Annotated in this window: 24 protein-coding genes; 6 read left to right on the top strand and 18 right to left on the bottom strand. The window is 38.3% G+C overall.

Features of this window, described 5'->3' with window-relative positions; genetic code table 11:
• Positions 1 to 41 precede the first annotated feature (41 nt).
• Positions 42 to 422 carry a PUR family DNA/RNA-binding protein gene (locus tag SJY45_RS18260; protein ID WP_215441480.1) on the top strand — a complete coding sequence of 127 codons (381 nt, stop codon included), beginning with the start codon at positions 42 to 44 and terminating at the stop codon, positions 420 to 422.
• Positions 423 to 499: 77 nt separating this feature from the next.
• Here the strand turns inward: SJY45_RS18260 and SJY45_RS18255 are convergent, their stop codons facing one another.
• From SJY45_RS18255 to SJY45_RS18245, 3 genes are read right to left on the bottom strand one after another with little or no spacing between them, the layout of a single operon-like run.
• Complete coding sequence (locus SJY45_RS18255) at positions 500 to 1,543, bottom strand: lysophospholipid acyltransferase family protein (RefSeq protein ID WP_400072576.1); 1,044 nt, start codon at positions 1,541 to 1,543, stop codon at positions 500 to 502.
• Entirely contained in the window at positions 1,540 to 2,460 is a 921-nt protein-coding gene (locus SJY45_RS18250; protein WP_400072574.1) for a bile acid:sodium symporter family protein, read from the bottom strand. Before SJY45_RS18250 ends, SJY45_RS18255 begins: the two co-directional genes overlap by 4 nt.
• A gap of 4 nt (positions 2,461 to 2,464) precedes the next feature.
• Positions 2,465 to 2,803 carry a tRNA-binding protein gene (locus SJY45_RS18245; protein ID WP_215441474.1) on the bottom strand — a complete coding sequence of 113 codons (339 nt, stop codon included), beginning with the start codon at positions 2,801 to 2,803 and terminating at the stop codon, positions 2,465 to 2,467.
• A 109-nt stretch (positions 2,804 to 2,912) separates the two neighbouring features.
• Here SJY45_RS18245 and SJY45_RS18240 point away from each other — a divergent pair, with 109 nt between their 5' ends.
• Positions 2,913 to 3,470: a thioredoxin family protein gene (locus SJY45_RS18240; RefSeq protein WP_215441472.1), complete on the top strand. Its 558-nt coding sequence runs from the start codon at positions 2,913 to 2,915 to the stop codon at positions 3,468 to 3,470.
• A 22-nt stretch (positions 3,471 to 3,492) separates the two neighbouring features.
• On the opposite strand, the gene SJY45_RS18235 is transcribed toward SJY45_RS18240, so the two are convergent.
• Positions 3,493 to 4,035: a YfiT family bacillithiol transferase gene (locus SJY45_RS18235; protein WP_215441470.1), complete on the bottom strand. Its 543-nt coding sequence runs from the start codon at positions 4,033 to 4,035 to the stop codon at positions 3,493 to 3,495.
• A 109-nt stretch (positions 4,036 to 4,144) separates the two neighbouring features.
• On the opposite strand from SJY45_RS18235, the gene SJY45_RS18230 reads away from it, so the two are divergent.
• Positions 4,145 to 4,783, top strand: coding sequence for a peroxiredoxin (locus SJY45_RS18230; protein WP_215441468.1), 639 nt, complete (start codon positions 4,145 to 4,147; stop codon positions 4,781 to 4,783).
• Positions 4,784 to 5,083: 300 nt separating this feature from the next.
• Positions 5,084 to 5,278 (top strand): cold-shock protein, encoded by a 195-nt coding sequence (locus SJY45_RS18225; RefSeq protein WP_013994176.1) that lies wholly within the window; start codon positions 5,084 to 5,086, stop codon positions 5,276 to 5,278.
• A gap of 529 nt (positions 5,279 to 5,807) precedes the next feature.
• Here SJY45_RS18225 and SJY45_RS18220 read toward each other — a convergent pair.
• The 3 genes from SJY45_RS18220 to SJY45_RS18210 form a co-directional block, all read right to left on the bottom strand.
• A complete protein-coding gene (locus SJY45_RS18220; protein ID WP_215441466.1) occupies positions 5,808 to 6,740 on the bottom strand; it encodes a peptidylprolyl isomerase in 933 nt (310 codons plus the stop codon).
• Positions 6,741 to 6,847: 107 nt separating this feature from the next.
• Positions 6,848 to 8,230: a M20/M25/M40 family metallo-hydrolase gene (locus SJY45_RS18215; protein ID WP_215912634.1), complete on the bottom strand. Its 1,383-nt coding sequence runs from the start codon at positions 8,228 to 8,230 to the stop codon at positions 6,848 to 6,850.
• Positions 8,227 to 9,111: a PPK2 family polyphosphate kinase gene (locus SJY45_RS18210; protein WP_400072569.1), complete on the bottom strand. Its 885-nt coding sequence runs from the start codon at positions 9,109 to 9,111 to the stop codon at positions 8,227 to 8,229. Before SJY45_RS18210 ends, SJY45_RS18215 begins: the two co-directional genes overlap by 4 nt.
• Positions 9,112 to 9,311: 200 nt before the next feature.
• Here SJY45_RS18210 and SJY45_RS18205 point away from each other — a divergent pair, with 200 nt between their 5' ends.
• The gene (locus tag SJY45_RS18205) at positions 9,312 to 9,998 is read left to right on the top strand and encodes a hypothetical protein (protein WP_400072567.1); all 687 of its coding nucleotides are present in this window, start codon (positions 9,312 to 9,314) and stop codon (positions 9,996 to 9,998) included.
• Between the two features lie 40 nt (positions 9,999 to 10,038).
• Here SJY45_RS18205 and SJY45_RS18200 read toward each other — a convergent pair whose 3' ends face one another.
• From SJY45_RS18200 to SJY45_RS18155, 10 genes are all read right to left on the bottom strand, one after another.
• A complete protein-coding gene (locus SJY45_RS18200) occupies positions 10,039 to 11,202 on the bottom strand; it encodes a sigma-54 dependent transcriptional regulator (protein ID WP_215912632.1) in 1,164 nt (387 codons plus the stop codon).
• 12 nt (positions 11,203 to 11,214) lie between these two features.
• Positions 11,215 to 12,090, bottom strand: coding sequence for a DUF6268 family outer membrane beta-barrel protein (locus SJY45_RS18195; protein ID WP_400072565.1), 876 nt, complete (start codon positions 12,088 to 12,090; stop codon positions 11,215 to 11,217).
• Complete coding sequence (locus SJY45_RS18190) at positions 12,083 to 13,018, bottom strand: mechanosensitive ion channel family protein (RefSeq protein WP_400072563.1); 936 nt, start codon at positions 13,016 to 13,018, stop codon at positions 12,083 to 12,085. The genes SJY45_RS18195 and SJY45_RS18190 overlap by 8 nt, the downstream gene beginning before the upstream one ends.
• 2 nt (positions 13,019 to 13,020) lie before the next feature.
• On the bottom strand, positions 13,021 to 14,349 hold the full coding sequence (locus SJY45_RS18185) for an ABC transporter permease (protein ID WP_400072561.1): 1,329 nt from the start codon (positions 14,347 to 14,349) through the stop codon (positions 13,021 to 13,023).
• The gene (locus SJY45_RS18180; RefSeq protein ID WP_215441451.1) at positions 14,342 to 15,283 is read right to left on the bottom strand and encodes an ABC transporter ATP-binding protein; all 942 of its coding nucleotides are present in this window, start codon (positions 15,281 to 15,283) and stop codon (positions 14,342 to 14,344) included. Before SJY45_RS18180 ends, SJY45_RS18185 begins: the two co-directional genes overlap by 8 nt.
• Before the next feature lie 185 nt (positions 15,284 to 15,468).
• Positions 15,469 to 16,602, bottom strand: coding sequence for a molecular chaperone DnaJ (gene dnaJ / locus SJY45_RS18175; RefSeq protein ID WP_289063226.1), 1,134 nt, complete (start codon positions 16,600 to 16,602; stop codon positions 15,469 to 15,471).
• Between the two features lie 9 nt (positions 16,603 to 16,611).
• Complete coding sequence (locus SJY45_RS18170) at positions 16,612 to 17,157, bottom strand: nucleotide exchange factor GrpE (protein WP_215441447.1); 546 nt, start codon at positions 17,155 to 17,157, stop codon at positions 16,612 to 16,614.
• Positions 17,158 to 17,360: 203 nt separating this feature from the next.
• Positions 17,361 to 18,326 carry a TIGR01777 family oxidoreductase gene (locus tag SJY45_RS18165; protein ID WP_400072558.1) on the bottom strand — a complete coding sequence of 322 codons (966 nt, stop codon included), beginning with the start codon at positions 18,324 to 18,326 and terminating at the stop codon, positions 17,361 to 17,363.
• 127 nt (positions 18,327 to 18,453) lie between these two features.
• Positions 18,454 to 19,113 (bottom strand): tRNA (5-methylaminomethyl-2-thiouridine)(34)-methyltransferase MnmD, encoded by a 660-nt coding sequence (gene mnmD, locus SJY45_RS18160; RefSeq protein ID WP_215441443.1) that lies wholly within the window; start codon positions 19,111 to 19,113, stop codon positions 18,454 to 18,456.
• A 1-nt stretch (position 19,114) separates the two neighbouring features.
• Positions 19,115 to 19,609 carry a DUF4920 domain-containing protein gene (locus SJY45_RS18155; RefSeq protein WP_400072556.1) on the bottom strand — a complete coding sequence of 165 codons (495 nt, stop codon included), beginning with the start codon at positions 19,607 to 19,609 and terminating at the stop codon, positions 19,115 to 19,117.
• 106 nt (positions 19,610 to 19,715) lie between these two features.
• On the opposite strand from SJY45_RS18155, the gene SJY45_RS18150 reads away from it, so the two are divergent.
• Entirely contained in the window at positions 19,716 to 20,780 is a 1,065-nt protein-coding gene (locus SJY45_RS18150) for a branched-chain amino acid aminotransferase (RefSeq protein ID WP_400072554.1), read from the top strand.
• Positions 20,781 to 20,876: 96 nt separating this feature from the next.
• Here the strand turns inward: SJY45_RS18150 and SJY45_RS18145 are convergent, their stop codons facing one another.
• Positions 20,877 to 21,263: a hypothetical protein gene (locus SJY45_RS18145; protein ID WP_400072553.1), complete on the bottom strand. Its 387-nt coding sequence runs from the start codon at positions 21,261 to 21,263 to the stop codon at positions 20,877 to 20,879.
• Positions 21,264 to 21,495 lie beyond the last annotated feature (232 nt).

Raw genomic sequence — 21,495 nt, 5'->3', positions numbered from 1 at the left:
TTTTTGAAAGATTAACAACTATTAACTAGACACTAAACGCGATGAACGAAAAAGATTCAATGGACCAGGAGGAAATTCATTCCAAAGTATTACGGGCAGGAAGACGAACCTATTTCTTTGATGTACGAAGTACAAAGGCAGGCGATTATTATTTGACTATTACCGAGAGCAAAAAATTTACACATGATGACGGCTCTTTTCATTACAAAAAACATAAAATTTACCTCTACAAAGAAGATTTTGAGGCTTTTAGGGAAAACGTAGAGGAAATGATGAACTTTATTATTGAGGAAAAAGGTTCTGAAGTTATCTCTGAGCGTCACCAAAAAGATTTCAAGAAAGAAGAAGAAATCCCAACTAACGGAGAGTTGAAATCTACCGAAACAGGAAGCTTTACAGATGTTAGTTTTGACGACATCTAAAGCTCATAAAATTAATATAAAAACGACCCTTAAAGGGTCGTTTTTTATTTTATAAAGTCTTGTTCCGTCATCAAAAATCAGTTGTTACGAACATACGCCCAGTTGTAAATAAATAGGAACAATATTACCATTAGTCCTACAAGACCACTACACAGTAAAGCAATTACGGTAAACAAAAGTGCATAGTATACCGGATAGGCCAATAGCGCAAATCCAAAACGTAACGTTCCCATAAATTCAGGTTCCCAAACTTTAGGCTTGGCCCATTTTCGCCATATAAAAAGTATAGGGAAATTTAGAATTGTAAAAAGAGCATTAGCTAAGATTCCTAGAATTCCTTTTTTCTTTTTTACAGGCTCCGCAGATATAGAGCTATCTAAGGTTCCTATAACTTTATTGGTCTCAAAAGGATTCAAAAAATCTACATCCAAAGCATTCAGTTGTCCAGAAATGTTTTCATACGCCTTTTCATCTTCAATATGTGTTGTAAGTTGCTTCAACCTATCGGATACCAGCCCTTTTACATTATTTACAGAACCTTGCACGTCATCAGCATCATACATAGTATTCACCAAAATACTTTTATCAAAGTATATGGCCACTTGATCCGGAAAGCCCGAATTGCTCTTATAATTGAGTCCTACGGGTACAATATGTATTTCCGTATCCGGCAATCTCTCTACGGCATTAAAAAGAATACGTGTAAAACCTTTACTTAAGGGGCGTACACGGCGCTTAATATTATGATTGGCTTCGGGAAACATTACAATAGCATGCCCGTTCCCAAAAATTTCCGCACATTGATCAAAAACCGCTTGATTGTTCTTTAAGGCTTCCCTCCCATCCCTAATCCTATAAATGGGAATCATTCGCAAATAGGCAAAAAATTTCTTTAGCGTAGGTTTTGTAAACACATCTGATCGCGTTAGAAAGAAAGGTTTCCTATTGCAATCTACCGCAATTAGGAGTACATCTAACAATGCGCTTTGGTGGTTTGGCAAAAAGAGTACTGGTTTATTTTTTGGCACATTTTCCAGTCCTGAGACCCGTATTTTACCGTAGTAGAGATACAATCCGGTCTTAATCCAGGTTTTCAATAGTTGATAGCCTATATTTTTCAAGTCAGTGTTTCTGTTTTAATTGGTTTATAGCTCCAAACTGCAGCAAGCACAAGACCTGAAATCAAGTGCCAAATTCCCCAAAATGCGGCCAACAAGGCCATTCCGCCCAGGCCGTCAAAAAAGGAAAAAATTAAAAGTAAGCCCAGTCCAGAATTTTGAATACCCGTTTCTATAGTTATTGAGCGTATATTTCTTTTGGATAGTCCCATAACTTTCGCGAACGAAAATCCCGTTACAAAGGCCAATATATTATGCAAAACTACAATCCAGAAAACATACATTACATAATCATAAAATACGGCCCTATTGTTATACAGTGCCAAAAATACCAATAGTATAAAAAACACCAATGAAACCACTTTAAGAACTTTACCCAAAGTCCTTGCTAATTTAGGTCTTAGGTGGTTTACCCATATACCTAAAACCAATGGCAGTCCCAACAGCAATGAAACCAGTTGAATCATTTGCCAAGGAGACAGAGCTACCTCCTTTAGGATTAAATGGGTTGGTTCATACAGACTTCCCCAAAACTGAAGATTTAAAGGCGTAAATATAACGGCCAACAAGGTTGCCGCAGCGGTAAGACTAATGGACAATGCCGTGTTTCCTCCAGCCAAATGCGATATGAAATTAGAAATATTACCACCAGGGCAAGCCGCCACCATAATCATACCCAAAGCAATACTGGGTATAGGCTCAATTAACCAGACCAAGACAAAGGTTAATAGAGGAAGTAAAATAAATTGACTGATCAGTCCCGCAAAAATGGGCTTGGGATTTTGGAAAAGGCCCTTAAAATCGGAAACAGAAATTTCTAGTGCAATGCCAAACATTACCAAAGCAAGGGAAATATTCAGTACCCATTGTGCTTGGGCATCAAAATTAAGTGGTACGTTATCTAGAAGATTTTCGGTCAATCAGTTATGATATTTTCAATCCGTTGGCAACAACTGCTTTTGGTTCTAAAAGCTCTACATCTTTGCCGTTGACAGCACCCAATATAAGACATTCGCTCATAAAATTTGCAATTTGTTTTTTAGGAAAGTTAACCACTGCAACTACCTGTGAACCTAAAAGTTGTTCTTTGGTGTAAAGTGTAGTGACCTGGGCAGATGTCTTTTTTACTCCAATTTCCTCACCAAAATCTATATGTAATTGATATGCCGGATTTCTGGCTTCCGGGAAATCTTCTGCTCTTACAACCGTTCCCACACGCATATCTATTTTTGCAAAATCTTCCCAATTTATCGTTTTCTCCATGTTATAAAAAAATTAACCCACTTCTAGAAGATGAAGGTAAAAATAGATTACGGTTTGGCAAAGACACTCAAAATTCTTTTTATAACTTTAAGCTTTAAACATAATAAAAATGGCAAATACACCCAGTAACATGCTCCCGCTTGGCACTATAGCACCGGATTTTAACTTATTGAACACCATAACCAATTCCCAAGCCGGCCTAACCGAACTAAAAGGTAGCAAAGGAACGGTTATTGCTTTTATATGCAACCATTGCCCTTTTGTAAAACATGTAAACCCTGAACTGGCTAAAATGGCCAAAATCTATCAGACCAAAGGAATAGGTTTCATTGCCATCTCAAGTAACGATGTTATAAACTACCCACAGGATGCACCACATCTCATGAAAAAAACAGCTCAAGAAGAAGGGTATACTTTTCCTTATTTGTATGATGAAACACAAGCTGTAGCTCAAGCTTACGATGCCGCCTGTACTCCTGATTTTTATGTATTTGATGCCGATTTAAAGTTGGTATACCGTGGGCAGTTTGATGATTCCAGACCTGGAAATGGAATACCCGTAACCGGGAATGACCTAAAAAATGCCCTTGATGCCTTAATAAATAATACGCCGGTAAATGCACTCCAAAAACCAAGTATTGGCTGTAATATAAAATGGAAAAAATAGTCCCCAACTTTTGGATTACTGGCTACCAGCCCTTTCTCTCTATTAAATTAAAAATTTGGGCAAAATGATGTCTTCCATGCCATGCATAATGACCAATATTAAGGTCTAGAGGTACTTGAACATTTCCGCTGGGATGGGTAAATGTTCTTTGGAGTTGTACATTTGAGAGTCCCTTTAACAAGTGAACCAGTTTACCGTGCACCGCCTTTAAATGATCAAGTGATAGCTGAATAGGTGCCGTTCTAGTATCAAAAAGTTCGGCCCAAGCTTTTTCATCGTAAGCTTTTATGACGGGATTATCCTCTGTTAGTGCCCATTTAAAACGAATATAGCTGTTGTGGTGACTGTCTGCAATATGATGCACCGTTTGTCTTACCGTCCACCCCTCAGGACGGTATGGTGTCTCTAACTGTTCTTCGGTTAAATTCTTGACCAAATTCTCCAATTCTTGAGGAATCATCTCCAAAACATGAATCCATTCCTTTATGTGTTCATGGGTTATTTGCGCAGGCGCCTCAAATTTTCCTATTGGGTATTTTAACTGTTCCAACTCGTTCTTTTCCATGCCTTAAAAGTAAGAAACTTTAATACATTTTTAACCATAAAATTAAGGTTGTGCTTCATTAATCTACTAAATTTATAGGATTAAATTTCAACCCTAAAAACATATTATAATGGCAACAATACGATTGGGCGATAAAGCCCCTAACTTTACGGCAGACAGTTCCATAGGCGAAATTAACCTATACGATTACCTAGGTGATAGCTGGGGAATTCTATTTTCCCACCCTGCAGACTTTACACCGGTTTGTACTACGGAATTAGGTACTGCTGCACAATTTAAAGGTGAATTTGATAAACGTAATGTTAAAATGATTGCATTGAGTGTAGATGGTGCCGCATCTCATGTAGAATGGATCAAAGACATTAATGAAGTTCAGAATACCAATGTAGAATTTCCGATTATAGCAGATGAAGACCGAAAGGTTTCCGATTTATATGACATGATTCACCCAAAAGCGGATAGTACCCTAACTGTACGTTCCGTATTTATTATTGCTCCGGACAGAACGGTTAAACTTATGTTGACCTACCCTGCTTCTACGGGTCGTAATTTTTATGAATTGTTACGGGTTATTGACTCATTACAACTTACTGCAAACCATAAGGTAGCAACACCTGCTAACTGGAAAAATGGTGAGGACGTTGTTGTTAGCCCGGCAATTTCTACAGAAGATGCCAAAACAATTTTTAGTAAGGGCGTTAATGAAGTAAAACCATATTTGCGTATGACACCGGACCCAACTGCATAAAAAGGTCTTTTAATATTTTTACAAAGCCATCTACTTTTTAATTAAAATAGATGGCTTTCTTATTTCTAAAATTCTTACATTAAAAAGTAGCTTAACTTACTAGGTTCAAACTAAAAAACTTTACTGGATACTTAATGATAGGATGTAAGAAACTCAAAGAAAAGCTATTAGGTAGGTTTTGGCAAAAACAGAAAGTTTAACCCTAACCCTCAGTTAAAGTAAAGATAACTTGGTAAAAATCATTGAATTAATTTTTTATAGTTATCTTTGCGGCATAATTTAATTTAATTTTTTTGTATTATGAGTAAAGGAACAGTAAAATTCTTCAATGATTCCAAAGGTTACGGATTTATCACTGAAGATGGTTCAAGCGAAGATCACTTTGTACACATTTCTGGTTTAATCGATGAAATTCGTGAAGGTGACGTTGTAGAATTTGAGCTACAACAAGGTAAAAAAGGACTGAACGCGGTAAATGTGAAAGTAGTTGACTAAGAAAGACGCAAAAACTTTTTTTATACAAAAGCCCTGTTACCAATGGTAACGGGGCTTTTTTCTTTCCCACATACAAGAAATTCTATTTTTGTCGTAATTTTCGTACATTTGTTTTTAAGTTTTTAACGCAACCCTTTTACTTATTGTGCGTCTAGTTAGAAACTAGGTTTTCCCCACTTAACCAAACAATAGAATATGCTTACTTTTTTTGGTATTATTTTCGTATTGCTTGTAGTAAATATTGTTTTACTCATATTAAGCACAAATAGAGCCAAGAACTCCCGATAATCATTATTGGCGGGGCATTGATTCTTTAGCAGAGCGACCTAAAAATTGCGCTGCCCTTCCTTCTTTTGTTTTTTTCCAGCATAAATTTCAGCGTTTATATAACTCCACCTGCTTTTACATAGGCTGACAAAGCTTTGAATAAACTCATTATTCTAAGTACAGCTTCCACCTATAACATAAAAAAGCCCTGACATTTCTGCCAAGGCTTTGTATACTGTAACAAAGAATAAATTACTTTTCTTTATTTCACATCCATCAATTCTACATCAAATAATAATGTGGCATTAGGAGGAATAACCCCACCTGCACCAGCACTACCATATCCTAAACTAGACGGAATAACCAATCTTGCTTTGTCTCCTACTTGCAGAAGTTGAATACCTTCATCCCATCCTGGGATTACTTGGCCAACCCCTAATTGAAAATCAATAGGTTGATTGCGCTTGTACGAAGAATCAAAAACTTGGCCGTTCACTAAAGAACCTTCATAGTGTACTGATACGGTTTTACCATTTTCAGCTTGCACACCACTCCCTTTTTGAATCATTTTGTAACGTAACCCACTTGCAGTTTCATCAAAACCTGCAGCTATTTTATCTAATTCTGCAGCTTGCTTTGCTTTCTCTTCCGCTAGGCGCTCTTCCTTGGAACTTTTAAATTTTTCAAAACTAGCCAGTGCATCCCAATTTTGGGCTTCATCACCTACACGAACAATCTCTAAACTATTTATTTTATCGCCTTGAGCAATAGCATCAACCACATCTTGACCACTTTCTACATGACCAAACACAGTATGTTTATTATCTAACCACGGTGTTGGCACATGCGTAATGAAAAACTGGCTACCGTTGGTTCCAGGACCGGCGTTAGCCATAGAAAGTACTCCTGGTGCAGAATGGTTTAAGTCCGGATGAAATTCGTCATCAAATTTATAACCGGCATCACCTGTACCTGTTCCTTGAGGGCATCCGCCTTGTATCATAAAATCAGGAATTACCCTATGGAATTTTAATCCATCATAATAAGGCTCACCTGCTGCTTTTGCAGTATTTTCTTGTTTTCCTTCGGCAAGGGCAACAAAGTTACCTACCGTACCCGGAGTTTTATCATGGGTGAGTTTTACTACTACTTCACCTTTGTCCGTATTGAATTTTGCGTAGATTCCGTCTTGCATTTTTCATTTTTTTAATGAGCGGCAAAGATAAGCAAATTTGTTCGGAAAAATTGGAGGGAAAAGTCTCCTTACAACTATTCCGTTACGCTCCCAAATCAGTTAAAAAATTACTTTACAATACCATATTTATCAAACAAATACACTAAACTGGCCATACTGGCGGCACCTAGTTCCAGCTCACGTTTATTAACATGCTCAAAAGTATCGTTCTCTGCATGGTGATGCACAAAATAGCGCTGTGAATCCGGTCTTAAGCCGGCCAATACCATTTGGTCATCTTTTAACGGGCGAATATCCGCACCGCTATAGCCTTTCTCAAAAAGGTGAATATAATACGGTTCAAACAAAGTTTTCCAACTTTGAACCTGTTTTAGGTTTTCATCGGAACAATCAAAAGAAAATCCGCGAGGGGTAAAACCACCTGCATCACTCTCTAAAGCAAAAACGTGTTTTTCTTTTTTATTGCTGGCTACCTCGGCATACTTATTACCACCTCTCAATCCGTTTTCCTCGTTCATGAACAAAACCACCCTTATAGTTCTTTTAGGCTTATAACCCGTAGTTTTCAACAAGCGTAATACATCCATACTCTGTACACATCCTGCTCCGTCATCATGAGAACCGTCTCCAAGGTCCCAAGAATCTAAATGTCCTCCTACGACCATAATTTCGTTTGGAAACTCGCTTCCTTTAATCTCTCCAATTACATTAAACGACTCCACATCATCAAACTGTTTGCAGTTCTGTTTAAAATAAAATTGAGTATCCTCACTCAACTTTAAGGTTGTACTCAACAGCTCTGCTCCCTTTGTGCTAATGGCCGCAGCTGGAATCCTTTTTGACACAGGTGTGTCTCCATACCCCATAGATCCCGTATGTGGGTAATCATCCAACCTCAAATTCATTGATCTTACGATTACACCAACCGCTCCATACTTAGCGGCTTCCTCCGCTCCGGAATAACGTTGATCTACGCAACCCGTATATGCCGCAAACGTGCTGATCAGCGTTGGGTCCATAGGACGGTTATAAAAAACAATTTTGCCCTCTATTTTTGATTTGCCCAACTTTTCCAAGTCTTCTATTCCTTGTACTTCTACCACCCCGGCTTTTAATCCGCCCAATGGAGTGGCCACAGACCCTCCCAAGGCACAAATTGACACGTTTGTAGATAAACCCGGACTGGTTTCAAAATATGCGAATTCAGGAGTACCCCGTACCCATTTTGGCACTTTTACCGGCTGAAGCCATACTCTATCAAGACCCAAGGAATCTAACTGTGCCTTAGTATAATCTACTGCCAATTGCGCCTGCACACTGCCGGATAACCTACCTCCTATCTGATTGGAAAGGTAATTGAGCCAATCATAAGCCTTCCCTTTGGTAAGCGCTTGATCATATATTTTTTTTATTTGTTTCTCATCATCGTTCTGAGCGTATCCATAGGTACTTAAGATTAAGCCCAACAAGAGAACTATAACTTTCTTCATTCTGCTTCTTTTTCCAATTGTTGTTTATAGAGTGCCAAATTGGCCTTTATCTTATCGTCTAGCTCCGGTTCCTTAATATCCTTATACTTTTTAAGTTCTTCCAGTAAAACGGATGCTACAATAACCCGTGCCGCTTTTTTATTGTCCGCAGGTACAATGTACCAAGGCGCATGGGCTTTGGATGTTTCATTAATAGCTTCTTCGTAACAGTTCCGGTACGTATCCCAAAGTTTGCGTTCTTTAAGATCTCCCGGGGAAAATTTCCAATTTTTACGTTTTAAAGCTAGCCTTCTAAGTAATCTTAAGCGCTGTTCCTCTTTAGATAGGTGAAGGTAAAATTTAAAGATAATCGTACCATTTTCGGCAATGTGGCGCTCAAAATTATTGATTTGTTCAAAACGTTTATCCCAAAATTTTTGATCTATATCTGCTACCGAATGAATCCCAGGAATGTGCTCTCCCATAATATATTCAGGATGTACACGGGTTACCAGAACATTCTCATAATGTGTTCTATTAAAAACCCCAAATTTACCTTTGGCAGGCAAAGCTATGTAATGCCTCCACAAATAATCATGGCCCAGCTCCAACTCCGTAGGCACTTTAAAACTGTGTACCACAACACCGCGTGCATTAAAGTCCTTGAATACCTCCCGGATCAAACTGTCCTTACCAGCGGTATCCATACCTTGTAGACAGATAAGAACACTATACTTCCCATGAGCATATAGTGTGTCTTGAAAATCACCTAGCTCTTCACGGATGTTTTCTAAATCCTTTTTTAATTCTTTATCGGTCTTACCGAAATCCTCTCTCGTGGGCCGCTCTAGAAGTTTAACCTTCCCGTCCACTCTAAATGAAGTAATTTTTGACTCGTACATAGGTTGAATATAAAACTATTTTACCGTTGAACGGTATCAAATGTTAAAAAAAATGACCGTTTAACAACAGAACTGCCCGGTTTATCCAAAATACCACACACAGTAGGTTGTCCATCGAAAAAACTACAGGTTAACAAGCTGGCGTGCTTAACTTTACACCGTAAATAACCCCAAATTTTACAGCAGAAAAAGCCTAGCCTATGAAGTTATACTACTTTATATTATTTCTTTTCATGTTTTCATTTTCGTACTCTTTTGGAGCCACCCAAGATTGCGATTATGCCAACTCTAACTTGGGCTACGTAAAAAATCAGACCAAAAAAGCACTTTCTATGAAAGATTTGCAAATGGCTAGATTCTATACATTTAAGGCCCTAAATGCACTTGAAAAATCTAAAAATCAAATAGCGGATTGCGGTTGTGAATATGCTTCGGACAGTGTCATAGAGAATATTGAATATCTAAAAAACGCCACCAGAGCCACCTCCCTTGCCGGCACCCGTATATTACTTAACAAAGCGCTTGAATTCAGTAAAGAAAGTTTAGAAGCCATTGCCAACCATGATGAGCATGGCAGCATATATGGTTCCAATAATCTGGTCATGAATGTAGAAAATCCTGAAGAAGAAGTTATCATGTCTTTCCTTGATAATACCAAAATACAGCAAAAGATAGATACCTCTTTATTGAAGTACAAAGCTTCATTGGACAAGGTTATAAATACAGTAGATTGTGCTGAAGCCAGAGCCTTTGCACAAAATATCTATGAAAACTGTGAGCAAGAACTTCTTAAGCCACACCTGTCCGAAAGTAAGAAATACTACAATCTAAAGACAAAAGAGATAACCGCACAAGCCTTGGAGCGTTTAGGTAAATGTGGAAGATAGAATTCCTCCTAACCTTTGCTTATTTCCATACACACGCTTGCTACTTGCTTGCGAAGAGTTTTACATCCTCTTCCGTAACTTCTTTTCCTCCCAAGATAATTAAACGTTCAACTACGTTTCTAAGTTCTCTTATATTCCCGGTCCAATCGTAACTTTTTAAAAGTTTTATGGCTTTCGCCGAAAACGTTTTGGAGGCACTGCCCTGTTCCGAAGCTATTTTTTTCGCAAAATGTTCAATAAGCAAAGGAATATCATCACGCCTATCGTTCAAAGCTGGAACCTGAATTAATATAACTGCCAATCTATGGTATAGATCTTCACGGAAATTACCTTCTTCTATTTCCTTTTTTAGATTTTTGTTGGTTGCCGCTATAACGCGTACATCTACTTTTATATCCTTATCCGTTCCTACACGAGATATTTTACTTTCCTGAAGCGCTCTCAGTACCTTAGCCTGAGCAGATAGACTCATATCACCAATTTCATCTAGAAAAATGGTTCCTTTGTTGGCCGCCTCAAATTTACCGGCACGATCGCGAACGGCAGATGTAAAGGCGCCTTTTACATGGCCAAAGAGTTCGCTCTCTATTAATTCCGAAGGTATGGCCGCACAGTTCACCTCAACAAAAGGAGCTGAGCTACGTTCACTCTTTTCATGCACCCAATGTGCAACCAACTCCTTACCGGTACCATTTGAACCTGTAATAAGTACACGGGCATCCGTAGGCGCAACTTTTTCAATCATATCTTTAATGACGGTGATTTCCTTACTCTCACCGATCATCTCGTAATTCTTGCTTACCTTTTTCTTTAACTTCTTATTCTCTACCACCAATACTTTTCTATCCACTGCATTACGAACGGTAGTCAGAAGCCTATTAAGGTCCGGTGGTTTTGAAATGTAATCAAACGCTCCTAGCCTCATTGTATTGACCGCAGTATCCAAATCTCCGTGCCCGGAAATCATGATAAATGGTGTTTCCGGTTTTATCTTACGAGCTGCTTCCAACACTTCTACCCCATCCATTTTAGGCATTTTTATATCGCAAAGCACAAGATCATAATCATTGTTCTTAACTGCCTCTAGACCTTTAACCCCATCTTCTGCCTCTTCTAACTGATAGCTATCGCTCTCTTCTGAGAGAATCTTGACCAGTACACGTCTAATTGCGGCTTCGTCTTCAATTACTAATATTTTGGGCATAGTATCTTAATTTTAAAGTCCTATTCTAAATCCTGTTCTAAAATAAAAACTAGGGTTATCGTTTAACGTAAAAATATCATTTCTTTCTTCATCTCTCAAAACACCGTCTTGAAATACCGTATGACCAGCGTAGGCGTAAACAAACGTACTCGCCGCCAACTTAAACTGGTAACCTACCGTTACCAAGGCCGCAGACGAGGATACGGAAGAAGCGCTTATCGTATTTGGCAGCACTATATTATTCTGCAAATTCACATAATACCCATCAAATATAAACTCCGTTTGAAATTGGTGTCTTTCTTTTAAATGGTATTTCATTCCCGTTTTGGGTATCCCAACTACAAAACTCCAGTTTTTATGAAAACGCTGTTCGTAATAAAAAATAGGAATGGGTACACGAAGTGCTACCGTAGAATTGTAGGCAAGACCTAACACCATTATACTTGGTTTGTCTATATTTTTCTTCTCTTTTAAAAAACCGATTGTTGAGTTCACCGAAAAATCCCCATTCTCAATTGGGTTTGTTAAGGTAGATGACAAACGGGGCGTGACCACCCCAATGAAGCGCCAATTTGGATTGAATTTCCAAACATAGGCCATATTAAAATCCACTACATGAAACTGCTTTAACCCTGCATTACTGAACGGAAGCTCTCGCGCGAGATTATAGGCTAGACGGTTATACTCAGCTCCAACAACAAGGTTGTTGGAATCCTTAACTTTTATTGGCACGTTTACCAAAAGCTTCATTCGGGACAACTCCGCATCGGAATTGTTCCTTGGCATCATCATGTACTCTAATCTTACTACGTCCGGGGTTTGTCCGAACCCCACAAAAGACCATAAAAGAAAAAAGATAATACGGGCACTAAACTTGCTACTATTCACCCTGTTTTGATTCAATATTACTTATATTACTATATTGAAACGGCTTTTGCTGAATAATATGTATATCTCTTTGCGGAAAAGGTATAGAAATATTGTTGCTTCTAAATTCCGCGTCTAACTTATAACGCATTTCACTTTTTATTTTGGGGACACTAAAACTATCGTTCGTATAGAAATTAAGGGAAAACATTAAGGCCGAATCGCCAAAATCTTCAAAAATCACAAATGGCTTGGGGCTTTTTAACAGCCCTTTTTGCTTTGCAGCAATTCCTTCTAAAATACTGGTAGCCAAATTAACATCACTACCATAGGCAATTCCTATTTTAATCTGCTCCCTAGTGGTTTTATGGTTTTGGGTGTAATTGTAAATTATATCACTAATGAACTTGTGGTTGGGAATAATAATTACCTTATCATCTCTTGTAATGGCGCGGGTGGTTCTCAATTTTATTTCGAACACCTTGCCCACTTTACTGTCTACCTCTATAATATCCCCAACATGGAGAGACTTGTCTATTATTATAAAAATACCACCTATTACATCTTGAAAAAGCTCCTGTAAGGCCAACCCCAAACCTACAAAAAGTGCTGCCGAAGCCGTAAGAAGCAGAGTTATATCTATTCCTGCCGCACTCATGGTCAAAAGTATGACCACCATATAGACGACGTACCTAATAAACTTAAAAACGCTAATAAACTTAAGCTTATCATCTCCGGACATACGTCTGGTTAAAAGGGTACGCAACCATTTTAAAACCACTCCGGTAATCAAAAATGCAGCAACTAGCAAAAGTAGAAGACCAATGGTTATATTAATGGTATTCTCGCCTTCGCCATATTTGAGGCCTAGATTAAGAAAGTCTTTAATGGCTCCCCAAATATCTTCTTCTATTATTTCCTCTACTTTACTTTGTGTGTCCTGAATCATGATCAATATCTTAACCACTTGAACAATTCTTTATAGGTTGGCTTTTTACCGTACATAAGAATACCTACCCTATATATTTTTGCCGCCAACCAAACGATACCTATAAATGTAACGATTAAAAGGATAATAGATGTTATCAACTCCCAAACAGGCACACCTCCTTCTCCAATTCCTCCAGGTAAGCGCATGAGCATAACAATTGGAGAGGTTAATGGAAATAACGAAAAACCAACCGCTATGGGACCATGAGGATTACTAAAAACCGAAAAGAAACCCACGTAAATGGCCAACATTAGAGGAAGAATAATAGGAAATATAAATTGCTGAGTATCCGTTTCATTGTCTACCGCAGCGCCAATAGCTGCATAAATTGAACTGTAGATCAAGTATCCCAGAACAAAATAGATAAGAAAGAAGGTAATGAGCATTACCCATGGAATCTTGAACAGTTCCTGAGCGTACAGTTGCATGGTATGATCCACGGAAGGTAACCCGCCCCCCATACTCGAAGCCATAGTAGCCCCTGTATTTAGAGCCACAGGATCAATATCAAAAACCGCAAATGATATTAATAAAAGAATACCTGCGGAGATAATCCATATGGCAAACTGAGTGATTCCCGCCAAGGAAGTACCTATAATTTTACCCAGCATAAGTTGAAAAGGCTTAACTGAAGAGATTATTACCTCAATAATACGGCTGGTCTTTTCCTCTATTACACTACGCATTACAAAACCACCATAAATGATTATAAACATCATGATGAGATAACCAAAGCCTCCACCAATAAAAGCTTTTATTTCATTGATTCCCTTAAGATTGGTTTCCCCCGAAAAGGTTGCGGTGTTCATCTCAAAATTTGCATCCATCTTGGCAAAATCTGCTGCCGAGATACCCATTTCGTGTAATCGTTCTTGCCGCAATCGTTCTTGGATGGTATTCTCCAAACGTTCCACCACCTGTGTGGGCGGTGCGTCTTTGGTATAAAAAAACGAATTTTCAGTTACCTCTCTTAAACTAGAGTCCTTAGGAAGGTATAGCAGCCCATCAAAACCTAAACTAGCAACGGAATCTTTTGCTTCCTCTAAGGTTACATCACTAAACTCTACAAATGAAGTAGTCTCACTAGGAACAAAATCATTTGAAAAATAATCGCTTTGGTTCAATATACCGATAACCCTAGATTCATTATCGTTCACTTTGGCCAGATATGCAACAAGCACCACCATGGCAACCATAAGAATGGGACTTAAAAATGTCATTATTACAAAGGACTTATTCCGCACCTTTGCCAAATACTCCCTTTTTATAATAAGTGATAGCTTATTCATTTAGACCTTTACTTTTGCTTTGTACGGTTTGTATAAAAATTTCGCTTGTAGACGGAATGGTCTCTACAAAGTGATTGATGTTTGCTTTGGACGATAAATAGGTGAGCACCTCACGAGAATCATTAGTGGGTAATTGCAGTGTAAGATCCAACTGATTTTCTTCGGCGTCAAATTGGGAGGTGTTAATGGTAAATTTATCCGTTAGCTCTTTTAAGAGCATATCTGCATGCTGGGTCTGTAAGCCCACTTTAAAAACATTGTTTTTATATGCTTTTTTAATGTCCGATAGCTTACCGTCCAATATTTTTTCGGAACGATGAATCAGTGCAATGTACTCGCAAAGTTCCTCTACAGATTCCATCCTATGCGTAGAAAAAATAATTGATGTACCCTTCTCCTTCAACTTAAGAATTTCATCCTTTATAATATTGGCATTAATAGGATCAAACCCACTAAAGGGCTCGTCAAAAATCAATAATTTGGGTTCATGTAATACGGTTACAATAAACTGTATCTTTTGAGCCATACCTTTAGAAAGTTCCTGGATTTTTTTGTTCCACCAATCCCCAATTTCTAAACGCTCAAACCAAAATTTAAGTCTTTTTTTAGCTTCAGCTTTAGATAAGCCTTTTAATTGTGCCAAGTAGAGCGCTTGCTCGCCCACTTTCATGCTCTTGTACAGACCGCGCTCTTCCGGCAGGTATCCTATTTGTGCTACGTGTTCCGCCTTTAAGGGTTTCCCATCAAACAAAACCTCACCACTGTCCGGATACGTAATCTGATTTATAATACGAATAAGGGTAGTCTTCCCAGCACCGTTTGGACCTAGGAGTCCGTAAATACTATTTTTGGGAATCTCTAACGATACATTATTTAGAGCGGTATATTCCCCAAATTGTTTGGTGACCTCTTTAGTGACCAAAATATTATCCATGTAAGCAATTTTGTCAAAGATAGTTTTTTGTCCTCACAAGACATTGCCAATATATTCCTAAAAACAAAACCCACCCTTAAGCAAATAAGGATGGGAAAAAAATTGCTATGAAAAAGAAAATTAATATTGGAATACCAATATTAAATCAAATATACGTTTTTTATTTAAAACGCAATTCATATGAATTATGAGAACATATCTTTTACTTTTTCAAAGAAAGATTTGTCAGATTTCTCAGGTTTTGGCAAAAAGTTTTCATTGTTCTGCATCCGTTCAAAGAACTCTTTTTGCTCTTTGTTCAACTCTTTTGGAGTCCAAACGTTAACATGAACCAATAAATCACCACTACCGTAACCATTAATACTAGAGATACCCTTACCTCTTAAACGTAATATTTTACCGGACTGAATACCTGACTCTAATTTTATACGCACCTTTCCACCAACGGCATCAATTTCTTTGGACGTACCTAAAACGGCTTCTGAAAAGCTAATATACAAGTCATAGTGAAGGTTGTCTCCCTCGCGCTTTAAAGTCTCATGATCTACGGTTTCAATAGCTACCAACAAATCTCCTGGAACGCCATTGCCCGGAGCATCGTTACCCTTATTGGGCACCTTTAACTGCATACCGTCCTCAACCCCTGCAGGAATATTTATTGATACGGTTTCCTCTGCTACCTTAAGCCCTTGTGCATCTGCATCACTAGGTTTTTTATCCAAAACCTGACCGCTACCACCACATGTGCTACAAGTAGCTGCGGTCTGCATACGTCCAAGAATTGTATTGGTGATTTTGGTAACCTGTCCCCTACCACCACATGTTGCACATGTTTTATAGGTTACACCACTTGCCTGGATTTTTCTTTTAACCTTTATTTTTTTCTCTACGCCGTTGGCAACTTCCTCAAGCGTTAACTTTACACGGATGCGAAGGTTACTTCCTTTAACCCTACGTTGACCACCGCCACCAAAGCCGCCGCCGCCAAAACCGCCAAAACCACCTCCGCCACCGCCAAAAGCGCTACCGAAAATGTCTCCAAATTGGCTGAAGATATCATCCATATTCATTCCGCCGCCTCCAAAGCCGCCAGAACCGTCAAAAGCACCATGCCCAAACTGATCGTAACGTGCTCTTTTGTCAGGGTCGCTCAACACTTCATATGCTTCCGCAGACTTTTTGAACATTTCCTCAGCCTTGGTATCTCCCGGATTTTTATCCGGATGATGCTGCAACGCCTTTTTTCTATAGGCTTTCTTTATCTCTGCTGCGCTGGCACTTTTACTTATGCCAAGTACGTCATAATAATCTTCCTTCATCCTTTCTTTTTAGTTTCCTACTACCACTTTTGGGTGACGAATGATTCTATCACCAAGCTTAAACCCTTTCTCAACCACATCAACAATCTTTCCTTTAAGTTTTTTGTTAGGGGCAGGTATTTGTGTAATAGCCTCATGCACATCTGCATCAAAAGCATCGCCTATTTCGGCACTTACCTCTTCTAGTCCTTTAGATTTTAAGGTCTCACGGAACTTTACTCTAATAAGTTCTACACCTTTAAACATCTCTTTATCCTCAGATTTGGCCATCTCTTTTAAAGCGCGTTCAAAATCATCTAAAACCGGCAACATAGAAACCATAATTTCCTGTCCAGCGGTCTTAAATAAATCCATTCGCTCTTTTGAAGTTCGTTTCTTGAAGTTTTCAAACTCAGCAAACAACCGTAGAAATTTATCTTTTTCCTTAGCAAGATCCTCTCTTAATTGTTCTTCCACACTTAGTTCTTCTTGCTCTATATTATTTTCAGACGTTGTTTCTGCTTGGTCTTTGTCCAATACCTGATCAAGGTCTTCTGTATTTTGTTTATCGCTCATTGTGATACAATTTGAATTCTCGCTTTTAGGTTGGCAAAAGTACTGCCATTTCTTTAAAAATGTCAAAATGTCACTAAAAAAAGAAATCAAAAAAATATCTCCAAAGTTTCTACAACCCCAACAAACCACACCGTTAAATATTAAAGCAAAAAAAATACCTGCCTACGCAGGTATCCTATACTTATTATAACCCAAATAATTTACTAGGGAATATATTCTTTTGATAAAGCTTTAATATTAGATGGTTTAGTGCATTCCTTACTATTATATATAGCTTCCAAGGCAACACAAACATTGGGATAGATAAAATTGAACCCCTCTTCCTCTATTTTCTTGCAACTTACGCGCTGGCTAGCAAAGAGTAGATAAGACATTTTACCCAAAATAATTCTCATAGCCATTCTTGGAATATTAGGAAGTATAACTGGTTTTTCAAGGACCTTAGCTATCTCTTTTACCAATTTGTTATTGGTAACAGGGTTTGGCCCTACCCCATTAAACACACCATCCAGACCATATTCTACAACAAACAAAAACATTCTTGCCAAATCCGAAATATGAACCCAGGACTGCCATTGCTCTCCACTACCAAATGCAGCTCCCACATAATTCTTAATTGGTTTTGCCATTTCCGGAAGCGCTCCTCCCTTACATGACATTACCAAACCTATTCTTACCTTGGCCACATTAAAACCAAAGGTGTTGAAGCGATCTATCTCATTTTCCCACAACGCTACAACTTCACCTAAAAAACTATCATCAACCTCTGTATCTTCTTCGGTATAAAATTTACTTAAAGAATCTGGGTATCTACCAATTGCAGATGCCGATACAAAAGATGATATTTTACTGGTATCTACCTTTTCTAATGCTGTATATAAAGTCCTTAAGGAATTGATCCTGCTGGATATTATCTTTTTTTTATTGCTAGATGTCCATCTTTTAGAAATGGAAGACCCCGCCAAATTTATAATAGCAGAAACCCCAGTTAGACAATCCAAATCAATTTCGCCTTTATCAGGGTTCCAATAATACCCCTTGTATTCTGGCTTTGAAGAAATTTTACTTTTACTTGTAGTAAGGTAATTTACGGCAATATCTTTCCTTTGACATTGCTCCACAATCGCACTGCCCACTAGACCTGTTGCCCCTGTAATCAGTATTCTCATGATTCAAAGGTATAGCTTTTGCAAACTAGCTGACTATCATTTAATTCGGATTTAACACTAATATGTGCTAATATGTTAAGAAATGCCGATAACCCGTTTATAATTAACTTTTTGTTAGTACATACAGTTACTTTTTAGCCCTTAACATTTCTCTTTTTCCTGGAGGACCTGGCAGGCGTTCTACCTCAAACCCAACTGCTAACATTGCCCTTCTAACACTACCTTTGGCGGCATATGTAACTAACACTCCGTCTTTTTTCATAGCACGGTACATCTTGGAAAAAATATCCTCTGTCCAAAGTTCAGGTTGCACCCTTGCGCCAAAGGCATCAAAATAAACCAGGTCAAAAACATTTTCATCATCAATATCGGCAAAAAACTTCTGTTCCTTTTTCAAGAGAAAATTTTCCGAAATCCGAACATCATTTTCCCACGGAGCGGTATGCATTTTCTCAAAATCCGACCTGAATTCTTCGGCTTTTAACTCGGATATATAATTAAGTTGTTCCAATTCTTCTGGTGAGACCGGATATGCCTCTACCCCCCTATAAGTAATTTCAGTGGGATTTTTCTTTGATTCGATTCGGGTAATAAGCGCATTGAGTCCCGTACCGAAACCTATTTCAAGAATATGTATGTTTTTTCCAAAAAAAAGCGAAAGACCATGTTTTATAAAAACGTGATACGCTTCTTGAACCGCCCCGTGTTTTGAATGGTACTGTTCGTCCCAATCAGAAATCTGAATGGTCTTTGATCCATCGCCCGTTGTAATAATTTTTCTTTCCAAACTATTTATTTTCTATCAAAACACCATCTGCCTCAAAACCTAGAGTTTTCTTAGGCTCCTTGATTTTTGCGATTTCGGACTCAGACTTCCCCCCATCTTTTGCGTAATGTTTTTGGTCCTCTACGCTCATAGACTCTACATATGCATAACCGTTAACGATTACTTCCTTACCCGTAATATCACTTGGCATAAAAAAGGCATAATCCTTAAAGCGGACCATAGTTTCCCGTCCGTCGTTCAATTGCAACTTCATCCAACAGCCCTTAACCTTACAAACATCCGTTACCGTAGCTTTGAATTTTGCGCGTAATGTATCCTGCACGGACATACCGCTATATTTTCGGGCCATTTTGGCACTGGTCAATGCATTGGAGGCTTCCAAATTCTCGCCAATCATTTTATAGTTGACGCCATTGTAAGTTATCTCTTTGGTTTCTTGCCCACTACAGGCCAAAACCACCATAAAAACCGCAAGTAAATTGTTAAATACACGCATTTCCTATAAAAATTAGATAAGTACCGCAAAACTGGGCATTTTTCAACGAAAAAAGAAGAACAGGTAAGGATAAATCGTTAATTTTAATCCTTTAATTTAAAAAGTTATGAACTCGACCATGCAAAAAATCAGCATTGAAAAGGTAAAAGAATCAAAGATCGAACAAGTAGATTTTAACAATCTCGCTTTTGGGAGTGTATTTACTGATCACATGCTGGTCTGCGATTATAAAAATGGTGCTTGGGAAACTCCAAAAATAACTCCCTACCAGCCCATTAGCCTTGACCCGTCTGCAAAAATTTTCCATTACGGGCAGTCTATTTTTGAAGGAATGAAAGCCTACAAAGATGATAATAACAAAACGTGGCTTTTTAGACCGTTGGAGAATTTTAAAAGATTGAACATCTCCGCAAAACGTATGGCCATTCCGGAATTACCCGAAGAGTTTTTCATGGAAGGCCTAAAGGCGCTATTGGAGTTGGAAGAAAAATGGATTCCGCAGACCGAAGGGAGCTCTATGTACATAAGACCTTTTATGTTTGCTTCCGGGAACGGTTTTCACGCCTCTCCTGCAAATGCTTATAAATTTATAATATGTCTTGCGCCGTCTGGATCCTATTTTTCCGGAAAAGTTAAAGTACTTATTGAAGAAAAATATTCGCGTTCCGCGAACGGAGGCGTAGGTTATGCTAAAACTGGTGGCAATTATGCCGGACAGTTCTACCCAACCCAATTAGCGGTTGAAAAAGGATACAATCAAGTTATTTGGACCGATGACCACAATCATGAATATATTGAGGAAGCCGGTGCCATGAACATTTTTGTTCGTATTGACGATACTTTAATTACAGGCCCAACAAGTGACCGTATATTAGACGGTATTACACGAAAAAGTATTTTGCAGTTGGCAGAACAAAAAGATATTAAAACCGAAGTAAGAAAGATAACAGTTGCCGAAGTTGTTGAAGCCGCCAAGAACGGAAGACTTAAAGAAATGTTCGGAGCGGGAACTGCTGCCGTAGTTTCACCAATTTCCGCATTTGGCTACAGAGGTGTAGATTATGATTTACCGGAATTGGAAAACAGTTTTGCTTCTCAAATAAAGAAAGACATTACGGATATACAATACAACCGTGCCGAAGACCCATTTGGTTGGAGAGTAGGGCTTTAAAATAAGACCGTTTACATAAAGTGAACATCTTAATTATATAGGATAAAAAACGGGTGCTAAATTTAGCACCCGTTTTTCATTCTCTTAAACGTAGAATTATTTCTCCAAAATTTCCGCAATATTAGGTTTAAAATAGTTGGGCCCTTTTAACACCTTACCATCTTCGCGGTAGATAGGCTTACCGTCTTGCCCCAATTTACTCATATTACTACGTTGAATTTCATTGAACACTTCTTCTATTTTATGTTGCATACCGTGTTCAAGAATAGTCCCGCACAAGATGTAGAGCATATCACCAAGGGCATCTGCAACTTCTACCAGGTCATTATTTCTTGCCGCCTCCAGATATTCTTGATTCTCCTCATCCATCAAATTAAACCTAAGCAGGTTCTTGGCTTCCCCTAAATCTGCACACATGGTTTCTGAGACTCCCAACCCAAACGAGTTGTGGAAAAGCGCTACCGCACTAATTTTGTTTTTCATATATAGTTGTATTGATTTAAAAATAGTTTCTGCCAATAATAGCGTAATTTTGCATAAAAATAAAGAATATGTTCACCACCGGACAAATCGTTTTTGCCGCGCTTTTTGCCATCTGTTTTATCGTAATTATCTTTTTGTCCTACAAAAAAGACAAAAAACTACACGCAAAAAACTACAAAGGGGTTAAATGGGTGGGACTTTTATTCATATCCTTCGTAATAATCCTACTTTT

Origin of the sequence: Zobellia russellii (assembly GCF_044597075.1) — a bacterium.
Taxonomy (GTDB): domain Bacteria; phylum Bacteroidota; class Bacteroidia; order Flavobacteriales; family Flavobacteriaceae; genus Zobellia; species Zobellia russellii.
Note: the sequence above shows the minus strand (reverse complement) of the source record. Positions and strands in the feature narration are given on the sequence as shown.